This is a genomic window from Exiguobacterium antarcticum DSM 14480 (assembly GCF_000685865.1).
In the GTDB taxonomy this organism is placed as follows: domain Bacteria; phylum Bacillota; class Bacilli; order Exiguobacteriales; family Exiguobacteriaceae; genus Exiguobacterium_A; species Exiguobacterium_A antarcticum.
Map to the genome: position 1 here is coordinate 724,292 of NZ_JMKS01000005.1, position 19,451 is coordinate 743,742.

Here is a 19,451-nt window from a genome sequence, read left to right on the forward strand (position 1 = left end):
GACAAATCTAGGATGGTGTACATGGCATGACGAAACGAACGAGCACATGGATTGCAGTCGCAATCGTGGCAATGGCGATACTCCTTGCCTATAATTTTTATCTCCTGAATAAGACACAGACCGCAAACGAAGATAAGACCAAACCGGTCAAGCCGTTTTATACGATGTCACGCATCCAGTATGTCGAAAAGAAATTGTCGACGACGGAAGATGCGCTTGAAACACGGACGTATGAAGTTGTATTTGACGACAAAGGTCACTTCCGGACAGAAGTCATCGACGGTCCCTCGAAAGGGACGATGGCGATCTGGGACGGTGACATGTTCCGTGAATACAATGCGGATGGAAAATTGCTGAACGAAACCAAGGCTTCGAAAAGCGTCAGTGCACCGCGTCCGTTCCTCTCGCGTGGTTTTAATGAACAGATCATCAAGTTCATCGAAGACGGCGACTTCGGTCAAGTCGAAGGGGAAGCCGATATCGCAGGGCTCGCAGCAGACGTCTACGTCAAAAAAGAGCCGGCAAGCACGGTACCAAAAGAATGGATCAAACAATACCCGTCGTTCTTCGACAAGGAAGACAATTCGGAAGAAGCAACGTACTATGTTGCGTCCGACCGGTCAAAAGTACTTGGCGCCGAGTCGCGTAACAACGGAAAGCTGTTTTATTCCGTCAAGATGAAAAAACTCGAGACACTGGATACATTCGATCCGAACTGGTTAAAAGTCAATTGAGGACAAACCGACTTGCGCGTCACACCGTGACGCGCAAAGTCGGTTTTTTCGAGAAGTAGGAGGAATCAACTCAAGATGGAGACGTTCTCAAAAGAGGAGATGTTCAAACAGATTGCCGCATGGGAAGATGGAGCGAAGGTCGAAGAAGTCCTCGCACTACGTTATGCCCAAAGCAGCCGGCTCTTACAAGAAACAGAGGCGTTGGTCCGCATTTTAGCGTTGCTCGTCGAACACCGGTATATCATGACGGGACGCATCGATGCGTTAGCCGAAAGTTGGATGCAGGAAATCCGGCAACACGACCGCCTGCCGGAACGGCTGGAACAATTGCTGATCGAACAACAATTGCAGACAAGTTATCAATTACTGGTCGCACATACCTTCCCAACGATTCGCGAGACCGACAATGCCAATGCCAAACGTTCGGCGACGACGGAGCTGATTCAACAGACGGATCAGATTCTTCATGAAACGGAACAGGTCGTCGAGTTGACGGAACGCCTGCGGCGGATCGACGCCAGTCGCTGGTCGGAACTATTTGAAGCGGGGAAAGCGTTGTTGTTGTCGAGTGCGACGCTTGAGCAGACGGCAACCGAGTTTCTCAACAGCCTGCAGGAACGATTTTATTCGCGGGATGCATTCCGGGAGATGACGGAACTGAAGGCGACGGCAATCCAGGACTTACGGCGGGTCGTCTCGTTGTTGCCGGCTGAAATCAAACAGGTCGAACGGTCGGCGCTTGAGGAACTGGATGCGATGATCGGGCTCGAGGACATCAAGCTGCGTGTCCATCAAATGTACCGTTTTTTGAAGTACCAGCAAAAACGGACGGCAGACGGTTACCGGTCGAGTGACCAACCGTCCCTGCATATGATTTTCATGGGAAATCCCGGGACCGGCAAGACGACGCTCGCCCGGTTGATGGCAAAAATCTATCATGAGTTAGGTTTACTTGAACGACCGGAAGTCGTCGAGACGGATCGCTCGTCGCTCGTCGGCGCCTTCGTCGGACAGACGGAAGAACAGGTCATGAGTAAAGTCCGGGAAGCGGTCGGAGGTGTCCTGTTCATCGATGAAGCGTATGCCTTGAAGCGGGCCGGACAAAGCGGCAACGATTACGGGCAGGCGGCGATCGATACGCTCGTCGCAGCGATGACGAGTGGGGAGTATGCAGGACGGTTCGCCGTCGTCCTCGCCGGGTACCCGGAGGAGATGCGTGATTTTCTAAAGGCGAATCCCGGTCTCCGGAGCCGATTCCCGGAATCGAACCATTATCTGCTCGCCGACTATACCGATGCAGAACTGCTTGAGATCGGACGCTCGATTGCGACGGCAAACGATTATGTCTTGACGGAACAAGCCGAACGGGCGTTGCTCGCCCGACTTGAACGCGAACGGGTCGATGCCAGTTTCGGAAACGGGCGTGCCGTCCGGAATATCGTTCTTGACGCGATCTTTAAAAAAGGTGCGAGCCTCGGGGAAAGTGCCAGTCATGAGGACTTTGCCTTGCTCGAACAAAGCGATTTCGAACTTGTTGCATCAGACGATAATACCGTCGAGGAACGACTGGAACGATTGGTGGGTCTTCACCCGTTAAAAGCCGAAATCAAACAGATCCAAGCGTTGTTGTCGATGCAAAAACGCCGGCAGGAGGCAGGATTTAAGGTCTTACCGGTCGAACTGCATACTGTCTTCAGCGGAAACAGCGGCACCGGTAAGACGACGGTCGCGGCGCTTTATGCCGACGTTCTCCGCCAATGCGGTTACTTGAAGCGGGGGCACTTGAAAGTCGTCAGTCGGGCGGATCTCGTCTCGGGCTACGTCGGTCAGACGGCGCAGCAAACACGGGATGTCATCCGTGATGCCCTTGGTGGTGTCCTGTTCATCGACGAAGCGTATGCGCTGAACGGTGGGGCAAACGACTTTGGCAAGGAAGCGATTGATACGCTCGTCGATGAGATGACGAAACATGCCGATAATCTCGTCGTCGTCCTTGCCGGTTACGAGCAGCCGATGCAGTCTTTACTCGCCAGTAACCCAGGACTGAAGTCGCGTTTTAAACGTGAGTTCCATTTTCCGAACTATGAAAAAGGTGAGTTGATCGAGATCATCGTCAACTATGCGGCGGATTACGGGTACCGTTTGACGGAAGATGCGAAGCAGACACTCGAACAAGCGATCGAGACGGTCCCGAACGGAAATGCCCGGGCAGCGATCACGATCGTCGAGCGGGCCATCGCTAAACAATCCGTCCGATTAATTGACAAACTTAGCTTAACCGGTTCAGAATGGTCCTATCTTGAAAAAGAGGATTTTTAAGGGGGAAGCTGCATGCACACAATTGAAATACCAGTCCGTTACGCAGAAACCGATATGATGGGAATCGTCTACCATTCCAATTATCTCGTCTATCTCGAGATTGCGCGGACGGAACTGATCAAGTCACTGGGGCTCGACTACAAGGAAATGGAAGAAACGGGGTACGTCTCCCCGGTCACGAACGTCAACCTCGATTATAAACGGTCGTTGACATACGGTGATGTCGCACACGTCTCCGTCTGGATCGATCATTATGACGGCTTGCGGACGATTTACGGATACGAAGTGAAGAATGCTGAGGGGCAACTGGCCGTTTCGGCCAAGACGACGCACGTCGTCGTGAAAAAAGAGAACTTCCGACCAATTCGTCTGCCGAAAGTCTTTCCAAACTGGCATGCGATCTATGAACAAGTCCGTGCCGAAGATGCCGTGCTCGTCTCCAATTAAGTCTCAGCCCTCAGCAGGATTTCTTGCGTGAGGGCTTTTCTAATTGCCCGATTAGAGGTAACATAGAATAGCACCAAGGAAGTGGGGAATTAAAAATGAAAAAAATCGTAGCAGTCAGTACATTGGCGCTCCTCCTTGCAGGTTGTAATCCTGGGGATCAGGAAGCGGAAAAAGACACAAAAACAGAAGAACAGGCGAATCAAAACGCAGATGAAAAGGTCGCACAAGATAATGAAAAAAGTGATGCCGAGGTAGCGAAAGAAAAAGAAGCTGCTGAAGCCAAAAAAGAAGCCGAGGCAAAAGCCGCAGCGGAGAAAAAAGCAGAAGAACAAGCAGCCGCTGACCAAAAAGCAGCCGAAGATAAAGCAGCAGCCGACAAAAAGGCAGCTGAAGAAAAAGCCGCTGAAGATAAGAAGGATGAGTCGGCAACAGAAGAAAAAACAGATGATACAAAAGAAGAGAAGAAAGATGACGGAAAAACCGATTCTGTACAGGATCCGGAACCGGCGAAACCATCGAAACCGGAATCTGAGACACCAGACGTCGACAAATCGGATACAAAAGCCAATCTGTCCCTCGGCGAGTTAGTCGTCGTCAATAAAAAGTACAGCTTACCGATCGACTATAAACCGTCGGATCTAGTCGTGCCGGACGTCAGCTTTTCCTATTCAGGAGTCTTAGAACAAAGCTACATGCGGGCACCAGCAGCAAAAAAAATGGAAAAAATGTTCGCAGCAGCAAAAGCAGACGGCGTCACACTTAATGCCGTCAGTGGTTTCCGTTCAGGGGCACGACAAACGGTTCTCTACAACAACTATGTCGCCCGTGACGGAAAAGAAGCGGCGGATCAGTATTCGGCCCGTCCTGGTCACAGTGAACACCAAACCGGACTTGTCTTTGATATCTCTGCTCCAAGTGTCGGGAATGGTTTGACGGCAGCGCTTGGCGATACAAAAGAAGGAAAATGGATTGCGGACAACGCAGCGAAATATGGATTCATCGTTCGATATGACCGCGGCTTCCAGTCACGGACGGGTTACACGTATGAGCCGTGGCATATTCGTTACGTCGGTGTTGGTCCAGCCACACAAATTAAAAATAATGGACAGACTCTTGAAGAATATATGAAGGTCGGTCACTAATACGTTGGAGGTTGACCATGATTGAAATCATCGGGATTTTAATTTTAGGCTATTTGCTCGGATCGATTCCGTTTGCCCTGCTTGTCGGAAAATGGGGACACGGCATGGATATCCGCCAGCATGGCAGTGGGAATCTGGGCACGACGAATACGTTTCGGGTGCTTGGAAAAAAGGCGGGGATCATCGTCCTGATTGGTGATCTCGGTAAGGGCGCAGTAGCCAGTCTCGTACCAATTCTACTTGGATCAGAATTACATCCCTTGTTTGCCGGACTAGCGGCGGTCATCGGTCACATCTATCCAATTTTCGCGAAGTTCAAGGGAGGGAAGGCCGTCGCGACGTCTGGCGGAATGTTACTCGTTTCGAGTCCGATTCTGTTTCTCATCTTGTTGATTTCGTTTTTGACGACGTTACGATTCAGTCGGATGGTGTCACTCAGCTCGATCGTCGCCGCAAGCATCGGGATTGTCGCCGCCATCACGATCGGCATCGTCGAGCAGGACTGGATCGTGCCAACGTTCTTTACGGTCCTTGCGCTGTTCGTCATCTTTAAACACCGCGAAAACATCAGTCGGATCCGTCAAGGGACGGAATCGAAGATTAACATGTTCGCAAAAGATAAAAAAGAAATCGATTGATTCGAGTCGGTGGATGTCCTCCTTCCTGTCAGGAAGTGAGGGGATCCACCGACTTTTTTAGCTATTTCGGACAGCCGACGACTTTTGAAAGCCACTCTTTCTGAAAAATAAACGAATACAACAACATTTCATAGGAATTACACGTTTTTTTACACCGGATTTACAAGACCTTTACAGACGTTCGCTACACTAGAAGTAGTACTTGTCTGTGAAGGGAGTAGTTCATGTGTCGTTATTAGGAGAGGAACGAAAATCACAAATCATGCAATGGCTTGAAGAAGAAGGAAAAGTCATGACGAAGGATTTGATTGACCGCCTGGATGTCTCCGGGGAGACTGTCCGGCGTTATCTCGAGGAACTCGAGCGGGAACGGCAACTGAAACGGGTCTACGGGGGAGCGATCTATCAAGGGGGCAAACAAGAGTCGCCGGTTTCAAGACGGACCGATCAATTGTCCCGCCGGCTGGCGCGGTATGCGAAAGGCTGGCTTGCGGACTACTCCTGTATCTTTTTAGGCAAAGGGGAGCCGGTCGAACATCTGTTACCGTATTTGAGCGGCAGCGCAACGATTGTCACGAATTCGCTGTCGATCGCCAGTCATCTCGAACAGTGCCGGGAAACGGGACCGTTCCACGGCGAGATTCGATTACTCGGCGGAACCGTCGATTCATATGGACAGACGGTTGGGGTCGAAGTTTTGCAGGCGCTTGACGCCTACGCGTTTGACGCGTCTTTTTTGACGTTCGACGGAGCCGAAATCGAACGGGGATTCGTCAGCGATGACATCGAGTCGTCATTGATTCAAAAAGCCATCATTGGTCGGACGAAGGATGTCTATGCCTTTTTAGCGTGTGACGAATTCGAGGGCAACCGGAAATATAAAGTCGCGGAATTCCGCCGCGCTAAAATCGTTCTCAGTCCGTCGACCTATCCGCCGTCTTGGGAGATGAAGCTGTTTAATGAACGGGTGAATTGGACCGTCGTCTCATGATACACTAGGGTGGGAGGGATGTATCATGTTAGAAATCATTGCAGCCACAGTAGAAGAAGCAACAGCCGCCGAGCGGGCGGGAGCCGACCGGCTTGAACTCGTCTCGGCCTTATCAGAAGGCGGATTGACGCCGAGTTACGGATTGATCCGGCAAGTCTTGTCTTCGGTCGAGATTCCGGTCCACGTCCTCGTGCGACCGCACAGCAAATCGTTTGTTTATTCGAAAGCCGATCAGGAAACGATCATCACGGACATTGATTTGATTCGGGAACTCGGAGCAGCCGGAATCGTCGTCGGTTCATTGACGGCAGACGGACGTGTTGACGAAGGATTCCTTGGACGAATCATCAAACATAAGGGCGATTTGTCGCTGACGTTCCACCGGGCAATCGACAGCAGTCGTGACATCGTGGAAGCAGCTGAAGTATTGGCTGATTTTCCAGAAGTCGACCGGATCTTAACGTCAGGCGGACACGCGACGGCACTGGAAGGTCAAGCCGTCATCGCCCAGTTGATTGAGCAACACCCCGACTTGATCGTCTTGCCGGGTTCCGGCATCACGGTTGAGCGGGCGGAAGAATTACTTAAAGCAACCAATGCAACCGAGTTACATGTTGGATCCGCTGTTCTCGTCGACGGTCAAGTTGATCCTGATAAAGTCGCTGCTCTGAAACAGCTGCTTGCGCGTTAAAAAGAGCTTTAGCTTTAGGGTTTGAGGAAGAAATCATTCTGCTTTTCACTCGCTTTCCTCAGGCGAGACACAAGCCAGTTTCCCTGCCCTTATGGTCAGGGAAGCGGGTCTTGTTTGTCTCTGACAGCGCAAAAAATGCGCTTTTTCCTGTAGGAGTCTCATGAAGCGAATCATTTCTTCGAAACGAATGTAGGGAGGCGGACTTTCAAATCCGTCTCCCTATTTTTTGTGAAAATAACGATTGGATTCATTATTTCATTTTGATAGGTATTTAGCTGCTCTCATTTCCGACAAGAAATGCTTACGGAGAGAACAAAGTCTTATTAGAGCCAGCTGTCCAAAAATCGACACATCTTGAAGGAATCGAGACAGGGATTGCTATTTTTTCAAGACAGACTACGGTAAACTATAACAGGAAAGTTGAAAGGTAAAGGAGTTCATCATGACAAATCTACAGTACAAACAAGCTGCACTTGCGACGCTAAAAGGGAAGTGGCTGACAGCGCTCAGCATCTCGATCGTTTATTTCTTGATCTTTGCCCTGGCAGCCAGCCGGATGTCGTTTGATCAGGACAATCTCGACAGTATGCTTCGCTTCGTCGCCTTGAACATCGTCGTGACGATCGTACTCGCGCCCGTCACGGTTGGACGGACGATTTCCTATCTACGTCTCGTCCGCGGTGAGACAGCAGGCATCGGCACGTTATTCGAGGGCTTTGCGTCCGTCCGTTTTTACCTGAAGGTGATGGCTGCCTATACGATGGTCACCTTGCTCGTCTACCTCGGCTCCTTTTTGGTTGTTCCAGCGATCTATTTCTATTTGATGTACCGATTGGTTCCGTTTTTATTGGTCGACCGACCGGATCTGTCGTTTTTCCAGGTCCTTGGGGAAAGCCGACGGATGATGTATGGTCATAAGTGGCGTCTCGTGAAGCTGTACCTCAGCTTCATCATCTGGGGCATCCTCGCCTTACTCAGTACCGTCGGAGTTGTCCTGTTGACACCGTATTTCGATACGACGATGGCACATTTTTATGAACAATTGAAAAAAGAACAACAGACAGCGACACGTTCAGCGTAAAAAACGAGTCTGACCTCCCATCACTGGGTAGTTCAGACTCGTTTTGTCGTGCCGTCGCTTAACGTGACGGTGTTTTTTCTTTTAGTAACAAGTAGAGGGCTTGTGTACCGGATTCCGCGTGACCGGATGCTGCCAGTTCCTCATACAATTTCTTGACGAGTGCAAGGCCCGGTGTCGAGATGCCCATCTCATCGGCGCGTTCGAGCGCTAAATTCATATCTTTGATGAAGTGTTTGACGAAGAAACCAGGCGAATAATTTTCCGCAATGACACGCGGTATCAGATTTTCAAGCGACCAGCTGCCGGCCGATCCACTTTTGATCGTCGCAACGAACTGCGTCGGATTGATCCCGGATTTTGTGACGAACAACAGCATTTCAGCCGTTCCGATCATCGATCCCGCAATCGCGATCTGATTGGCGAGTTTAGCCGACTGACCTTGTCCCGGACCACCAAAGCGGGCAATCGATGTGCCCATCGCCTCGAACAATGGTTTGACCGTATCGAAGGCTGCTTCTTCGCCACCGACGAGAATCGCGAGTGTCCCGTTTTTTGCACCGAGATCCCCGCCTGTGACCGGTGCGTCAAGGGCGGAAAGTCCTTTTTCTGCCGCTTTCTCCGCAATCTGAATCGCAAGCGCCGGGCTTGATGTCGTCATATCAATCACGATCGTTCCCGGTTTCGCCGATGCCAGGATGCCGTCCTCAGCGAAATAAATCTGTTCGACATCTTGCGGATACCCGACGATCGAGATGACGACGTCGACATTTGTTACGGCTTCCTGAATCGTATCGACGATGACAGCACCGTCCTGCTCAAGTGGTAATCCTTTTTCCTTGGTCCGGTTATACCCTTTGACGGAAAAACCGGCTTTTAATAAGTTACGAACCATGCCTTGACCCATGACACCTAATCCGATGAAGCCGATTGTTTTTGTCATCACTTACTCCCCCTTGTTGTTTCGGTTTGCCCGATGAATTGTTGCGTTACGAGTTTATTATACAAGACATTCGACTCGACGAGAGAGTCATGCGTCCCGATGCCGGAGACCCGTCCTTGTTCAAGAACAACGATTTGATCGGCGTGACGGACCGTTGCGAGACGATGGGCGATGACGAATGTCGTCCTTCCTTCCATCAAACGTTCGAGGGCTTCCTGGACGACCCGTTCCGATTCCGAGTCAAGACTCGATGTCGCTTCATCGAGTAATAACAATTCGGGATCACGGAGCAACGCACGGGCGATCGCGATCCGTTGCCGTTGTCCACCGGATAGTTTGACACCCCGTTCACCGATTTCCGTTTCGTATCCGTTCGCGAACGAGCGGATGAATTCGTCAGCATTGGCCATTTCAGCCGCTTCCCGGATTTGTTGTTCCGTGACATCCCCCGTTAATCCATACAACAGGTTGTCACGAATCGTCCCGGACAAGACAGGAGAATCTTGGGCGACATAGCCGATCGCATTACGCCAGCTCGCGAGCTCGAACTGGTCGATTGCATGTGGTCCCAGTTCGATCTGACCAGACGTCGGCAGATAAAAACGTTCGAGTAAGGCGAATAAGGTCGATTTCCCGGAACCACTCGGACCGACGATTGCCGTCGTTTGACCACGTGGCAAGGAAAAGCTGACGTCATGCAGCAAGGTGGTGTCATCATAACCAAAGGACAATTGATTAAAATGAACAGCTGAAAATGGTCGTTCGACGTGTCGTGTCCCGTCGTGTTCCGGCTGTTCTTCCAGGAGTTCGGAAATCCGTTCTGTCGCGCCACGTGCTTTTTGTAATTTAGAGATGAACTCCGTCATCATGATGAGAGGAGACATGATTTGGAACAGATACAATGAAAAGGCGACGAGCTCACCGGCCGTAATCTGATTGGTCGAGACGCGGTAGGCGCCAAAGCTGATGATGACGATCAACATCGAGGTCAGGGCGACATTAAAGACAGGTAACAAGATGGCTTGGACTTTCCCTTCCTTGACACCAAAACCAAACAGATGCTCGATCCGAGTCCGGCCCCGATCCATCTCGTATTGTTCCGTCGCTTGCGATTTGATCAAGCGGACTTCACCTAACATCTCCGCGAAAAATCCGGACAAGCCGGCCAGTTCTTTCTGAGTCTCGCGGGAAATTTGATGCAGTTTCCGGACGAGCGGAATGATGATCAGTAACGTAAACGGGACGGCAATCACCATGACGAGCGTCATCTGCCAGTCGAGGAAAAATAAAATCGTGATTGCACCGACGATCGAGACGATTGACGTCAACAGACGGACGAGTTGTTCCGATAATAATTGTTGTAAGGTCGTCGCATCATTGTTGAGACGGGAGACGAGTTCACCGGACTTCGTTTCGTCGTAGAACGGAATGGGTAAACTTAGCAAGTGTTTCCACAACATTATCCGTAAATTAGCGACGATTCGTTGTCCCGCTACCTGGAGCCAGTAGATCGAAAACGCATTGCTGACCATCTGGATGACGAAAACGAGCACGAACAAGGTAATCAATCCCGGTGTGATCCGGTCGACGGAAAAATTATCAATCAACGATTTTAAGAACCAGGGAATCATCAGGGCGGCAAGCGCTTGAATGATCGAGACTGTCACGGCAGCAGACAATAGGCCGACAGGTGGTTCACTTTTTTTGAGTAGCGATAAAAATGATTTAAACGTGGCAGGTTTCAAGTTGGCACATCCTTTCCTACCTATTGTCTGTTCTAAAGGAATTACGGTCAACTTCGAACGATTCACTTGACAGTAATTCCTTTCGTCACGGACACTAAAAGAAAGTGTTGGGAAATAAGGAGTGACATGAGACGTGAGAATATGGATTGATGCAGACGGATGTCCGGTCGTCGATCTGACGATTCGTCTGAGTACAGGGTATGAGGTTTTTTTAGTTTGTGATACCGCACACCAATTTAGCCGAGAAGGCGCGACGACGATTACGATTGGTCAAGGGGCGGATGCCGTCGATTTTGCCATCGTTAATCGAATGGCTCCAGGCGATATCGTCGTGACTCAAGATTACGGTCTTGCAGCATTGTCACTGGCACGGAAAGGGCGCGCAATCGATCAGAATGGGCGGATCTTCACGAACGAGAACATTGATTTTCTGTTACATACACGGCATGTCGGACAAGAAATTCGACGTGCGGGCGGACGAACAAAGGGACCAAAGAAGCGGACTCGTCAGGAAGATCTGGCGTTTGAGCAGTCCTTTGTCCGTTTGTTAGCGGATGCAAGCTCGATTTCTTAAGGCGTAACAAGGTGAGATGCGACGAAAAAACTGCGTCCCATGTTATAATTTTAGACAACTATTTACGAATTGGGAGGAAGAGGCGCATTGAAGAAAATCGTACGGTATCGTCCGGAAAAAAAGGTCCGCCCTTATCGCTTGAAGACCAGTCCTTTTCCAGCGTATGAGCTGAAAACGACGGATCAACAAAAAATTGGTCAGCTGACACAAAACTTGGCAGAAGTCGAACATAAATTGAAGCACCGTAACGAAATCATGGAAGCGTTGGCGACACAAAATGTCGAATCAGCCTGTGAGACGTTACTGGTCAAGCTGCTTAAATTCGTTGATTTAGAGGCCGGTGCCATCTTGTTGTACCGTCGTGAACAGTTGAGTCATCTCGTGACGCAAGGTGTCGAAGACATTGAATTGATCGAAAAAGATTTGGATCAGTATTCAGTCTTACGCCGGGCCTTCGTCATGCGGAAGTCTGTCCAGTTGCCCTTGACAGAAGGGGTGTATGAATCCGCGATTCCCGTCCAGTCACCTAGCAACGGGGGGGTCGTCGGTGTGATTTATTTGAAACATCCCTTTGAACAGTTTAATTTGGAACAGGTCGGTGACATTCTCGACTTGTCCCGTAAACTTGGGATGACACTCGAACGGCATTTATTGTTTCATCAGATGGAACACGAAAAAATCAAGACCTATCAGCTGCTCGATTCGATTCGGGAAGCCGTTTTATATATTGAAAGCAGTGGCGAACAGATTTATGCCAACCAGGCGTTATTGAACATGTTCCCGCCGAAGCTGGTCAGTCAGGCACAAGGGTTTCGACATGCCTATGAACGGGCGACGTCTTTATTTGAACACGTCGATCAGCCGGATGCGCTTCATGACTACATCGGTCAACTGATGAATGGGGACATACCAGGTGAAACGATTGAATTGTCGGCGTTTCGGGGCAACTTGTTGCTCAGTGCCTATGCCGAGCGGATTGCGATCGCCAATGTCGAATGGGGCATGATGCTTGTCTTACGGGACGTCACGAAAGAAAAAGAATTGGACTTAAAACAGTCCGAGTTCGTTTCGATCGTGTCGCATGAGTTGCGGACACCGCTCTCGTCCATCATGGGATTTACAGAATTGTTGATGCGCCGGACGTTAGATGGACCGCGTCAGAAAAAGTATTTAGAGACGATCCATTCGGAAACGGTCCGTCTCGCGGAATTGATCGATGATATCCTGGAAATTCAAAAGGGTGAAGATGTGTCGCAAGGAACGGTCAAAAGACGCCTCGATCTGAAAAGATTGATCTTTGACATGAAGCCGATGTTTGATCTCGCGAGTCATCTGCATCGGATTCGCGTTTCATTTGAAGAAGGGGATTACCGGATGACGGCAAGTGAAGAAAAAATGAAACAGCTCTTTACGAACTTGATCATGAATGCCATTAAGTATTCACCGGATGGCGGGACCATTAAAATTCATGGGCAAGTGAAGGACCAATTCATTTCTCTGATGGTTGAAGATGAAGGAATCGGCATTCCTGAAAAAGCACTGCCGTTCATTTTTGATAAATTTTACCGGGCGGATAACTCCGATACACGGAAGATTGGCGGGACAGGTCTTGGTTTGGCGATCTGTCAAATGATCGTCATGGATCACGGCGGGACTATCACCGTTCAATCGGAAGAAGGGCACGGGAGTGTATTTACGGTTCAGTTTTCGATTGAGACGATCGCTGAATAATCGAGAAAGGAGGAAGCGGCATTGGATAATTCACAAATGCGATATGAAGCATTACACCCGCTTGTCGAAGAGATTTTAGGAAAGTTGAGTGAAAAAATCGGAGTCAACACGCTGTTTTTTGCGCTCAATGATTTGAACAGTAATTTCGTCGTCAAGGCGATCAACCATGACAAAGAGTTGATTGAAGAAGGGACGACACATGTCTTTCAGCATGTGCTCTGTAAGCTTGTCATCGATGAAACGGACGGGAAGATTCAAATCAATGATTTGTTGGCAAATCCGCAGACGGTCAATCATCCGGTCACACAGAACCTTGGAACGGGTAGTTTTTTAGGCGTCGCGATCAAAAATGCTGACAATGAAAAAATCGGGACGTTGTGTGCGTTTGATGATCGACCGTATGAATTCGATTCAGCGGATTTGAAACTGATTGAAAGTTATGCAGACATCATCAGTAAATCGATCAGTGTCGAGACGTATGTCATCAAGGATGCGTTGACGGATGTGTACAATGAACGGTATATGAATCGGTTGATTTCCAGTGTGACGAACCATCCTGCCTTTTTGATGGTCCTGAATCTCGATAACTTTCATGCGATAAATGCCACGTACGGGTACCGGGTCGGAAATCGTGTCTTGCAGGAAATCGCGTCTCGTCTCAAGCATGTTCCGATCCCAGAGCATGTCGTCGGCCGGATGGACGGAAATGAATTCATCATCTTGGCGCCACTCGAACAAATGGCGTTTGCCGATCAAGGCAAAAAATTCGCGCAATCCATCATCGAATCGATTGAGCGGCCGATCGTGCATCTGGCCGACGAACCGATTCACTTGACGGCATCGTCCGGGGTCAGTCTGTTGACGGGCGACCATATGAACCGGCAGAACCAGGTCTATGCGGCAGAAGCATTGATGCAACAGGTCAAGCTCGATGGCAAAGCGGGCATTTTATTTGTCGATCAGCAGCGAGATCTCGAACAACACCCGTTTAATCATGTCCTCGAACAAGAACTGAGCCATGCGTTAGAGCGGGGGCAGTTCGAGTTGTATTACCAACGGATCCTGAATGCGAAACTCGGACAGACGGTTGCAGCCGAAGCGTTACTCCGTTGGAATCATCCCATCCTAGGATTCGTCAGTCCGACAGATTTCATTCCGATTGCAGAGCGAATGGGGAAATTCGGTCAGATCGGACGTTTTACGGTCTGCCAGGCCATTTCAGATAGTCTGCGATTGGAAACCGAGCTGGGACGACCCGTGATGATTTCCGTTAATCTGTCAGCGAGTCAGTTCCAGTCGGATTCGATGATTGCTGAACTCTTACAATTTGCTGGTCAAGACACGTTCAAACGAGACCGGATTGTCCTTGAGATTCGGGAAGAAGTACTCCAAACGGGGAAACGGACGGCGATCGAACGTTTAGAAAGCCTACGCCAAGCAGGATATCGATTAAGTGTCGATCATTTTGGGAGCCACTATGCGTCACTTAACTCATTGTTACGGTTGCCGGTCCAATCGGTCAAACTTGATCCAATCTTCACGAGAAGATTGGCACAAAACCAGCTCGAACAGTCCATGTTGCAATCGGTTTATGCATTGACACAGGCCCTTGAGATCGCGCTTGTCATACAGGAAGTCGAGACCGTCTCGCAATTCCGGCAAATCGTTGCACTCGGAGAACGGTTATACGTCCAAGGGCATTATCTCCATCATCCCCAGCCGATTAGCAATCTGATTGCTGATTTCTCAAAAGTGATTCATACGTCGGATGTTTAATCGTTCCTCGTGAGGGAATACTCTTAACATCACAGCTTGAGGGGGATTTTCAATGGCAGACCAACATGAAAAAGAAACAGATCCGATTACATCAGGTAATAAAATGACAAAAGATGATATCGCCGGTCGCGACCAATCCGATACGGCGTCACAAGAAAAATCCGATTCACAGACGGTCGAAGCGTCAAACCAAGCGTCTGATCAAAAAACAAGTGATCAACCGGATTCATCAACATCTGACGAAGCACCTGATCTCTCACATGAAGCCGATGAGGACGGGGACGTGACTCCGTCTGATGCGGACAACCAAGAAAAATAATCAAAAGAACGGACTGGCTTGTCGTTCTACTAAATAAGAAGACGGAAGCGCTTTTGAAGTCGCTTCCGTCTTTTTGTCATGGGCAGGAATGGTATTGGTTTGTCGGCACAGGTATGTTCCGTCGAAGTGGACGATCAATCACCCCCACTGCCCCCCCCATCGCCCCCATCAAATCCACCGTCCGCCATTCCGCCATCGGTTGCATGTGACGTATCCGTCAGGTCGACGGGGAATAGATAGACGGGCAAGAAGTCGGACGAGTCTGTCAGATTGGACGGACTCAACGGACCAAACAGCTGATGTAGTGTCGGATGATCAGCCACATATAATCGAACGGCGGTCAGGAACACTAAATCTTTCCGGTACTTAAAGTGCGAATTGTGGCGTAACTGTTCCGTCATTTGTTGTAACGCCGGTTGATGGCTGCGCGGATCGCCAAGCAAGGCGAGTAAACCATGAAACGACAACGGAATACCTTGTTTCCGGTACAAGTTACGGGACTGGGTCAGTTGGTCGATGTAAGTCGAATGATCCTCGACCGGTACTAAGGAAAGAAGCAGAGCCGTGACATAGGTCTGCTGGGACCGACCAAATTGTTTTTTTAGCACTGCATAGGTCGACTCGATCTGGTCGTGAATGTCCGTCAGCTCTCCACGGCGTAAGCTGTTTAAGAACAGAAACGACATGAGTAAAGGTGAGACGATGAAGCGGTGGGAGTCCTTGACAAGTCGGTATAGGTCGACCGTTCGTTGCAGCTGCGCATCGGTCGCATCCAACCGGCTGATCAATAATGCCGTCGAATAGGCATTCAGCGGATGGACAAGCCGATGGGTCGCAAAAAAGCTGTAGATCGACATCATTTGGGTGACTCGTTCTGATGGTGACGCGTCATAGGCGTGAATCTTTGACGCAAGCAATAATGCTTGCGTCTGGTGGGAACGTAATCGTTTTTCGAGATCGGCAGCGGTTTGCTCCAAATCGGTAAACGTCCTATGATGTCGACCGACTGTGTCATCAAAAGCAAGTTCAATTAAAATCCCGTCCTGATAATTCACGAAATAGTGTCCTGTTTCCTCAAGTCGCGCTAAAAAGGGTCCGACGACATCCATCCTGTCCACCTCGCTGTTCATTTTCCCTATTTTACCATGAGAGAGGGCGAAAAGTTAATCTTCTAATTGATCAATCAACCGTTCGGCTGCCCGGCGATACAAGTTGCTCATATGGGCCAGTGACAAAATCAGCTGTAACTGTTCTAAATGATCCAGGTCATCAGGAAGCTGCTGTTGTTCTTCAAAAAAAGTCTGGTTGGTCGTCGTCGTGTCGAGATACGTTTGATAAAAGGCTTCGAGGTCAATCGTCTGATTGGTGATTCCTGTATTCAAGTCCGTCAGAATCGTTTTGATGTCGTTGATCGAAAATGTTCCTTTGAGCTGATAAATCAGACTGATCAAGATGAGGTGGTTTTTCGTATATTTTTTATTCGTCACCGGGAAAAACAATTTCTTTTTTGCATAGTTGTTGATCATCGTTTTCGTCAAAATCGTCTCGCCTTCGGAGCGGGTCGTCTCTTCGAATGTCCGTTCAAACAATTGAATGACCTGGTCCATGTACAGATCGATATTCGGGATATCCGTTAAATCCAGCTGCCGGTCAAGTGATGGTTTTGGTTGATCTGCGTGTGTCATGAAAAAACCTCCAAAAAAATAATACAGAATGACTTCCTATTTCTCTACTATATGATAGAATGTTCATATAACGCCATGTAGTATTGAAAACTACATAACAACGGAGGGAAATTATGAAATCGTATATGAGAGAACCCATCAATGGGCTAACCCACCTCGGAGGAGCCGTCTTTTCCTTCATCGGTCTGCTTGCACTGGTCATCAAAGCAGCACTTGAGCGGGGGGCGGGATTACCGATTGTCGCGACGATCATCTTCGGAGTCAGCATGATTGCCTTATATGCTGTCTCAGCAACGTATCATATGGTATTAGCAAGCGACCGGGCGATTGCGACTTGGCGACGTCTTGATCACTCGATGATCTATTTATTGATTGCCGGATCGTACGCCCCGTTTTGCCTGATCAGCCTCAACGGACCGACCGGCTGGGTACTATTCAGTATCGTCATGCTGATTGCTGTCTTTGGCATTACCTTCAAACTGGTCTGGTTCAACAGTCCACGCTGGTTGTCGACGACGCTCTACATCGGGATGGGATGGATCATGGTCTTTGCAATCACACCACTTGCCGCTGTGTTGTCACCGATCGGTATCGGTCTTCTGTTCCTCGGTGGGATTTTCTATACGGTCGGCGGTGTCATTTATGGCTTGAAACCAGCTGCATTATCGTTTAAGCACCTTGGGTTCCATGAGATTTTTCATGTGTTTGTCTTGCTCGGCAGTTTAGCGCATTTCCTTTGTGTCTATTTCTTCGTCATCTAATGGACGTGTTCATCCTTTCAATCAGAAAGGATGTTTTTTTTTATGGGAATAATTAGAAAAACAGGATTTCATCTTAAAAGGCACGAAAGCAGAATAGGAAAACAAAAGGAGGAACAGATATGTCGGTCACCGCACCCCGTTGGCATCTCGCATCACTATACTCGAACGAGGATGTCACACGTACGTTAGAAAGTATACAAGAAGGGATCAAGCGACTTCAAAACGATCCAGGAACGTTTCGATCACAATTGATGGTGTTTCAGGATCTTATGAAGCAGTCGGAAGAAGTGAATGATTTCGTGTACTGTCTCTATGCAGAAGACGTCTCACAGAAAGATATCATCGATTTACTAGAGCAAACGGAAATATTGCAGGCCGATCTCCGCGGGATGAAGACCGCGTTTGAGGAGCGGTTACAGAAGTTGTCGGAAGACGAGTGGACAGAGTTACGGAGTGGAGAGACTGCATCTTATTATCTAGAGGAGCGTCATGCCATCATGGACCGTCGATTACCACCGGAACAGGAACAATTGATTCAAGCCTTGTCGATCGATGGGTTTGCAGCGTGGGAACAGCTCTACGAACAACGGTTCATGGGACTGCGGATTCCAATCGATGGACAAGAGGTCACGATTGGGCAGGCACTCTACGAAGCGACGCACGGTGTGACGCGGACATCCCGGCAACAAGCCGCAACGGCCATCATGAAGATGTGCGAAAAAGAGAGCGATACGTTTGCACTGATGCTGAACCGGATTGCTGGATTTCGACTTCATGTATATGCGAAACGGGGATGGGATGATCTTTTGACCGAGTTATGTGAACAAAATCGGATCAAGCGAACGACACTTGAAGCGATGCTTTCAGCCATCGATCAACATCAGTCTTTGTTTCAGTCCTATTATGCGCGGAAGATCCGTCTTGCTAATGTTGTCACACCACAATGGCATGACCTGGAGGCGAATACGTTTTCATCAGCCCGGCATATTTCCTACACGCAAGCACAAGAACTCATCCTGAAACAATTCAGGCGGGTGTCTTCTCAGCTGTCGACGTTCACAAAAAAATTGTTTGATGCCGGCTGGGTCGATGCCGAAAATCGTCCGAACAAATCAGAAGGCGGATTTTGTGCCTCGTTCCCCGTCGCCAAGGAAAGCCGGATCTTCATGACGTATCGCGGCGCCTATCAGGACGTCGTCACGCTGGCGCATGAGTTGGGTCACGCCTACCATAATTCATTGCTGCATGATCTTACGTTCTTCAATCAGATCAAAGGAACGAGCATCGCCGAGACCTCCTCGACCTTCATGGAGAATTTGGTCCTTGATGCTGTCATCGAGGAGTCGGAACAGGAAGAGCGCCTCGCCATGCTTGAAATCAAGATTCAAGAAGGATTGAAGTATGTCGGAGTCGTTCCCAGTCTGTTTCGTTTTGAGCAACGGTTTTATACGGAACGGAAACAAGGGCCGGTTTCGAGCGTTCGGTTGTCGGAACTGTTACTCGAAGAGGAGATGCATCATTACGGCGATGTCTTAGCGGAGTCGGCTCCTTTCAAATGGATCTATGCCAGTCACCTCTATAATACCCGTTTAGCATTCTACAACATTCCCTATACAGTCGGTTACTTGCTGAGCAATCAGTTGTACACGAAGGTCAAACAATCAACGGCGGCGTTCGAAACACAATTTGAACCATTGTTGCGTACATCAGGACAAGCAGCGATTGAAGAGCTGGTCGAACGTCATATCGGTGGTGATCCGGAGTCCTTCGTTTTTTGGCAACAGGCACTTGAACCGTTGCTTGGCGCAATCGGGATGTATCTGAGCGAGACGGAAGCGCTTGTTCCTGTCGATTGAACTCGCCGGCAATCGGGAATA

The 19,451-nt window shown here is 49.2% G+C and carries 18 protein-coding genes; 14 read left to right on the plus strand and 4 right to left on the minus strand.

Annotated elements, in window-relative coordinates; translation table 11 throughout:
- Nucleotides 1-26: 26 nt before the first annotated feature.
- The 8 genes from P404_RS0114995 (at nucleotide 27) to P404_RS0115030 (ending at nucleotide 8,043) form a co-directional block, all read left to right on the plus strand.
- A complete protein-coding gene (locus P404_RS0114995) occupies nucleotides 27-734 on the plus strand; it encodes a hypothetical protein (protein ID WP_014970111.1) in 708 nt (235 codons plus the stop codon).
- A gap of 75 nt (nucleotides 735-809) precedes the next feature.
- The gene (locus P404_RS0115000; RefSeq protein ID WP_026831184.1) at nucleotides 810-3,053 is read left to right on the plus strand and encodes an AAA family ATPase; all 2,244 of its coding nucleotides are present in this window, start codon (nucleotides 810-812) and stop codon (nucleotides 3,051-3,053) included.
- 12 nt (nucleotides 3,054-3,065) lie between these two features.
- Nucleotides 3,066-3,500 (plus strand): acyl-CoA thioesterase, encoded by a 435-nt coding sequence (locus P404_RS0115005; protein WP_014970113.1) that lies wholly within the window; start codon nucleotides 3,066-3,068, stop codon nucleotides 3,498-3,500.
- A 95-nt stretch (nucleotides 3,501-3,595) separates the two neighbouring features.
- The gene (locus P404_RS0115010; protein ID WP_014970114.1) at nucleotides 3,596-4,642 is read left to right on the plus strand and encodes a M15 family metallopeptidase; all 1,047 of its coding nucleotides are present in this window, start codon (nucleotides 3,596-3,598) and stop codon (nucleotides 4,640-4,642) included.
- A gap of 17 nt (nucleotides 4,643-4,659) precedes the next feature.
- Nucleotides 4,660-5,280: a glycerol-3-phosphate 1-O-acyltransferase PlsY gene (gene plsY, locus P404_RS0115015; RefSeq protein WP_014970115.1), complete on the plus strand. Its 621-nt coding sequence runs from the start codon at nucleotides 4,660-4,662 to the stop codon at nucleotides 5,278-5,280.
- A 226-nt stretch (nucleotides 5,281-5,506) separates the two neighbouring features.
- Nucleotides 5,507-6,271 (plus strand): DeoR/GlpR family DNA-binding transcription regulator, encoded by a 765-nt coding sequence (locus P404_RS0115020; protein ID WP_026831185.1) that lies wholly within the window; start codon nucleotides 5,507-5,509, stop codon nucleotides 6,269-6,271.
- A gap of 25 nt (nucleotides 6,272-6,296) precedes the next feature.
- Nucleotides 6,297-6,962, plus strand: a complete 666-nt coding sequence (locus P404_RS0115025; RefSeq protein WP_034774571.1) for a copper homeostasis protein CutC — start codon at nucleotides 6,297-6,299, stop codon at nucleotides 6,960-6,962.
- Nucleotides 6,963-7,404: 442 nt separating this feature from the next.
- Nucleotides 7,405-8,043 carry a DUF975 family protein gene (locus P404_RS0115030; protein ID WP_014970118.1) on the plus strand — a complete coding sequence of 213 codons (639 nt, stop codon included), beginning with the start codon at nucleotides 7,405-7,407 and terminating at the stop codon, nucleotides 8,041-8,043.
- A gap of 58 nt (nucleotides 8,044-8,101) precedes the next feature.
- Here P404_RS0115030 and P404_RS0115035 read toward each other — a convergent pair whose 3' ends face one another.
- Together P404_RS0115035 and P404_RS0115040 are read right to left on the minus strand one after the other, a co-directional pair.
- Nucleotides 8,102-8,983, minus strand: coding sequence for an NAD(P)-dependent oxidoreductase (locus P404_RS0115035; protein WP_026831187.1), 882 nt, complete (start codon nucleotides 8,981-8,983; stop codon nucleotides 8,102-8,104).
- Entirely contained in the window at nucleotides 8,983-10,728 is a 1,746-nt protein-coding gene (locus tag P404_RS0115040; RefSeq protein WP_026831188.1) for an ABC transporter ATP-binding protein, read from the minus strand. The genes P404_RS0115035 and P404_RS0115040 overlap by 1 nt, the downstream gene beginning before the upstream one ends.
- Nucleotides 10,729-10,861: 133 nt before the next feature.
- On the opposite strand from P404_RS0115040, the gene P404_RS0115045 reads away from it, so the two are divergent.
- From P404_RS0115045 to P404_RS0115060, 4 genes are all read left to right on the plus strand, one after another.
- Nucleotides 10,862-11,302, plus strand: a complete 441-nt coding sequence (locus P404_RS0115045; RefSeq protein ID WP_014970121.1) for a YaiI/YqxD family protein — start codon at nucleotides 10,862-10,864, stop codon at nucleotides 11,300-11,302.
- Between the two features lie 87 nt (nucleotides 11,303-11,389).
- On the plus strand, nucleotides 11,390-13,033 hold the full coding sequence (locus P404_RS0115050; protein WP_236624423.1) for a sensor histidine kinase: 1,644 nt from the start codon (nucleotides 11,390-11,392) through the stop codon (nucleotides 13,031-13,033).
- 21 nt (nucleotides 13,034-13,054) lie between these two features.
- Nucleotides 13,055-14,809 (plus strand): sensor domain-containing protein, encoded by a 1,755-nt coding sequence (locus P404_RS0115055; RefSeq protein WP_236624424.1) that lies wholly within the window; start codon nucleotides 13,055-13,057, stop codon nucleotides 14,807-14,809.
- A 52-nt stretch (nucleotides 14,810-14,861) separates the two neighbouring features.
- Nucleotides 14,862-15,128 carry a hypothetical protein gene (locus P404_RS0115060; protein WP_026831191.1) on the plus strand — a complete coding sequence of 89 codons (267 nt, stop codon included), beginning with the start codon at nucleotides 14,862-14,864 and terminating at the stop codon, nucleotides 15,126-15,128.
- Between the two features lie 134 nt (nucleotides 15,129-15,262).
- Here the strand turns inward: P404_RS0115060 and P404_RS0115070 are convergent, their stop codons facing one another.
- Together P404_RS0115070 and P404_RS0115075 are read right to left on the minus strand one after the other, a co-directional pair.
- The gene (locus P404_RS0115070; RefSeq protein WP_026831192.1) at nucleotides 15,263-16,237 is read right to left on the minus strand and encodes a DUF4003 family protein; all 975 of its coding nucleotides are present in this window, start codon (nucleotides 16,235-16,237) and stop codon (nucleotides 15,263-15,265) included.
- Between the two features lie 54 nt (nucleotides 16,238-16,291).
- The gene (locus P404_RS0115075; RefSeq protein WP_014970124.1) at nucleotides 16,292-16,813 is read right to left on the minus strand and encodes a DUF1836 domain-containing protein; all 522 of its coding nucleotides are present in this window, start codon (nucleotides 16,811-16,813) and stop codon (nucleotides 16,292-16,294) included.
- Nucleotides 16,814-16,926: 113 nt separating this feature from the next.
- Between P404_RS0115075 and trhA the strand changes: the two genes are divergently transcribed.
- On the plus strand, nucleotides 16,927-17,574 hold the full coding sequence (gene trhA / locus P404_RS0115080) for a PAQR family membrane homeostasis protein TrhA (RefSeq protein WP_026831193.1): 648 nt from the start codon (nucleotides 16,927-16,929) through the stop codon (nucleotides 17,572-17,574).
- Nucleotides 17,575-17,693: 119 nt separating this feature from the next.
- Complete coding sequence (locus P404_RS17720) at nucleotides 17,694-19,430, plus strand: M3 family metallopeptidase (RefSeq protein ID WP_051590525.1); 1,737 nt, start codon at nucleotides 17,694-17,696, stop codon at nucleotides 19,428-19,430.
- Nucleotides 19,431-19,451: the final 21 nt, after the last annotated feature.

What these genes read in the sequence shown, in the direction of transcription:
- P404_RS0115005 (WP_014970113.1), top strand. Translation starts at nt 3,066, where the DNA reads ATGCACACAATTGAAATACCAGTCCGTTACGCAGAAACCGATATGATG.
- P404_RS17720 (WP_051590525.1), top strand. Translation starts at nt 17,694, where the DNA reads ATGTCGGTCACCGCACCCCGTTGGCATCTCGCATCACTATACTCGAAC.
- plsY (WP_014970115.1), top strand. Translation starts at nt 4,660, where the DNA reads ATGATTGAAATCATCGGGATTTTAATTTTAGGCTATTTGCTCGGATCG.
- P404_RS0115035 (WP_026831187.1), bottom strand. Translation starts at nt 8,983, where the DNA reads ATGACAAAAACAATCGGCTTCATCGGATTAGGTGTCATGGGTCAAGGC.
- P404_RS0115060 (WP_026831191.1), top strand. Translation starts at nt 14,862, where the DNA reads ATGGCAGACCAACATGAAAAAGAAACAGATCCGATTACATCAGGTAAT.
- P404_RS0115030 (WP_014970118.1), top strand. Translation starts at nt 7,405, where the DNA reads ATGACAAATCTACAGTACAAACAAGCTGCACTTGCGACGCTAAAAGGG.
- P404_RS0115010 (WP_014970114.1), top strand. Translation starts at nt 3,596, where the DNA reads ATGAAAAAAATCGTAGCAGTCAGTACATTGGCGCTCCTCCTTGCAGGT.
- P404_RS0115000 (WP_026831184.1), top strand. Translation starts at nt 810, where the DNA reads ATGGAGACGTTCTCAAAAGAGGAGATGTTCAAACAGATTGCCGCATGG.
- P404_RS0114995 (WP_014970111.1), top strand. Translation starts at nt 27, where the DNA reads ATGACGAAACGAACGAGCACATGGATTGCAGTCGCAATCGTGGCAATG.
- trhA (WP_026831193.1), top strand. Translation starts at nt 16,927, where the DNA reads ATGAAATCGTATATGAGAGAACCCATCAATGGGCTAACCCACCTCGGA.
- P404_RS0115075 (WP_014970124.1), bottom strand. Translation starts at nt 16,813, where the DNA reads ATGACACACGCAGATCAACCAAAACCATCACTTGACCGGCAGCTGGAT.
- P404_RS0115025 (WP_034774571.1), top strand. Translation starts at nt 6,297, where the DNA reads ATGTTAGAAATCATTGCAGCCACAGTAGAAGAAGCAACAGCCGCCGAG.
- P404_RS0115070 (WP_026831192.1), bottom strand. Translation starts at nt 16,237, where the DNA reads ATGGATGTCGTCGGACCCTTTTTAGCGCGACTTGAGGAAACAGGACAC.